1 protein-coding gene and 1 pseudogene are annotated in these 2,740 nt (G+C 60.0%); both read left to right on the top strand.

All coding sequences use genetic code 11. The features are described from left to right. Positions 1–156: 156 nt before the first annotated feature. Positions 157–2,088 (top strand): ATP-dependent zinc metalloprotease FtsH, encoded by a 1,932-nt coding sequence (gene ftsH / locus FY112_RS00675; protein WP_017961979.1) that lies wholly within the window; start codon positions 157–159, stop codon positions 2,086–2,088. A 241-nt stretch (positions 2,089–2,329) separates the two neighbouring features. Beyond that, positions 2,330–2,740 (top strand): annotated as a pseudogene (gene glmM / locus FY112_RS00670) (phosphoglucosamine mutase); the annotation flags it as partial.

The raw sequence follows: 2,740 nt of genomic DNA, 5'->3' as shown, positions 1-2,740 counted from the left end.
TTCGCGACGGCGCCCTATGCGAGGCTGCCTTTAAGAAGTATTGACGGAAAAACCATCTGACTTAGGGGATCGCCTTGGCAATCGCACGGCGCAACCCTATGTTAGAAACGAATAAGACGGTCGCCATGAGGCGGCTGTTCCATGCTGGGGAGTTCAATGAACCCTAACTTACGTAATTTCGCCTTGTGGGCGATCATAGCGCTTCTGCTGATCGCCCTTTTCAGTATGTTTCAGACGGCGCCGGCGCAAACGGGCTCCCGCGAAATCCCTTATTCGCAGTTTCTGCGTGAGGTCGATGCGGGCCGTGTGAAGGACGTCGTGGTCACGGGCAACCGTCTCTCCGGAAGCTATGTTGAAAATGGCACCACCTTCCAGACCTATTCGCCTGTGATCGACGACAGTCTGCTCGATCGCCTGCAGTCGAAGAATGTCTTGGTTTCCGCCCGTCCTGAAACGGACGGCTCTTCGGGTTTCCTCAGCTATCTCGGCACGCTTTTGCCGATGCTTCTGATTCTCGGCGTCTGGCTGTTCTTCATGCGGCAGATGCAGGGCGGCTCACGCGGTGCGATGGGCTTCGGCAAGTCCAAGGCCAAGCTGCTCACCGAAGCGCATGGTCGCGTGACCTTTGAAGACGTCGCCGGTGTCGACGAGGCCAAGCAAGATCTCGAGGAAATCGTCGAATTCCTGCGTGATCCGCAGAAGTTCCAGCGTCTCGGCGGCAAGATCCCGCGCGGCGTGCTGCTCGTCGGCCCTCCGGGTACCGGCAAGACGCTGCTCGCCCGATCGGTTGCCGGCGAAGCCAATGTGCCCTTCTTCACCATTTCCGGTTCCGACTTCGTCGAAATGTTCGTCGGCGTCGGTGCAAGCCGTGTGCGCGATATGTTCGAGCAGGCGAAGAAGAATGCGCCCTGCATCATCTTCATCGACGAAATCGATGCCGTCGGCCGCCATCGCGGCGCCGGTCTCGGCGGCGGTAATGACGAACGCGAGCAGACGCTGAACCAGCTGCTGGTCGAAATGGATGGCTTCGAGGCGAATGAAGGCGTGATCCTGATCGCTGCCACCAACCGTCCCGACGTTCTTGACCCGGCGCTGCTGCGTCCCGGCCGTTTCGACCGTCAGGTCGTGGTGCCGAATCCCGACATCGTCGGCCGCGAGCGTATCCTCAAGGTGCATGCTCGCAACGTTCCGCTGGCGCCGAATGTCGATCTCAAGATCCTCGCCCGCGGTACGCCCGGTTTTTCCGGCGCCGACCTGATGAACCTCGTCAACGAAGCCGCCCTGATGGCCGCCCGCCGCAACAAGCGCGTCGTCACCATGCAGGAATTCGAGGACGCCAAGGACAAGATCATGATGGGCGCCGAGCGCCGTTCCTCGGCGATGACCGAGGCGGAAAAGAAGCTCACCGCTTACCATGAGGCCGGACACGCCATGACCGCGCTCAATGTCGCCGTCGCCGATCCGCTGCACAAGGCGACGATCATTCCGCGCGGCCGTGCGCTCGGCATGGTCATGCAGCTTCCCGAGGGCGACCGCTACTCGATGAGCTACAAGTGGATGGTCTCACGCCTCTGCATCATGATGGGCGGCCGCGTTGCCGAAGAGCTCACCTTCGGCAAGGAGAACATCACCTCGGGTGCCTCCTCCGACATCGAGCAGGCGACCAAACTTGCCCGCGCCATGGTCACGCAATGGGGCTTTTCCGATCAGCTCGGTCAGGTCGCCTATGGCGAGAACCAGCAGGAAGTCTTCCTCGGCCACTCGGTTTCGCAGTCGAAGAATGTTTCGGAAGCAACCGCGCAGAAGATCGACAATGAAGTGCGCCGCCTGATCGACGAAGCCTATACGCAGGCCCGCACGATCCTGACGGAAAAGCACGACGAATTCGTCGTGCTTGCCGAAGGTCTGCTCGAATACGAGACACTGACCGGTGAAGAGATCAAGGCGCTGATCCGCGGCGAAAAGCCTTCCCGCGATCTCGGTGATGATTCGCCGCCAAGCCGCGGCTCAGCCGTTCCGAAGGCCGGTGCACGGCCTGCCACCAAGGGTGATGAGCCCGAAGGCGGTCTCGAACCGCAGCCGCATTGAACAGCGGCACTCCCTTGAACAAGGCCGGATTTCCGAAGTGGGAGATCCGGCCTTTTCTATTGGTAACGGGATATAATCATTTTTCTCGCTAATTTACGTGCTGATCGCCGCATTTTGTGGCATTCCGCTGAATTGAGGCAAGCATGAATCACGCTCCGGGATTGACGACATTCCACTGAAGCCGGATTCGCTTGGAACGATGCGCTGCCTTGAATGGCGCGCGGAAAGCGCAGGAGTGCAGATGAAAAGACGCTATTTCGGTACGGACGGCATTCGCGGCCAATCCAATGTCTTCCCGATGACGCCGGACCTCGCCATGCGCGTCGGCATTGCCGCCGGCACGATCTTCCGCCGTGGCAACCACCGCCATCGCGTCGTCATCGGCAAGGATACGCGCCTTTCCGGTTATATGCTTGAGAATGCCATGGTTGCGGGCTTCACCGCTGCCGGCCTCGATGCCTTTATTCTCGGCCCGATCCCGACACCTGCCGTCGCGATGCTGACGCGCTCGCTGCGTGCCGATATTGGCGTGATGATCTCGGCGTCGCACAATCCTTACGAGGATAATGGGATCAAGCTCTTCGGCCCCGACGGCTACAAGCTTTCAGACGACATCGAGGCCGAGATCGAGGATCTGCTCGAAAAGGACCTG

Source organism: Rhizobium sp. PEPV16 (genome assembly GCF_008919455.1).
Classification (GTDB): domain Bacteria; phylum Pseudomonadota; class Alphaproteobacteria; order Rhizobiales; family Rhizobiaceae; genus Rhizobium; species Rhizobium leguminosarum_Q.
The sequence above is the reverse complement of the archived record's forward strand: the minus strand, read 5'-3'. Positions and strand labels throughout refer to the sequence as shown.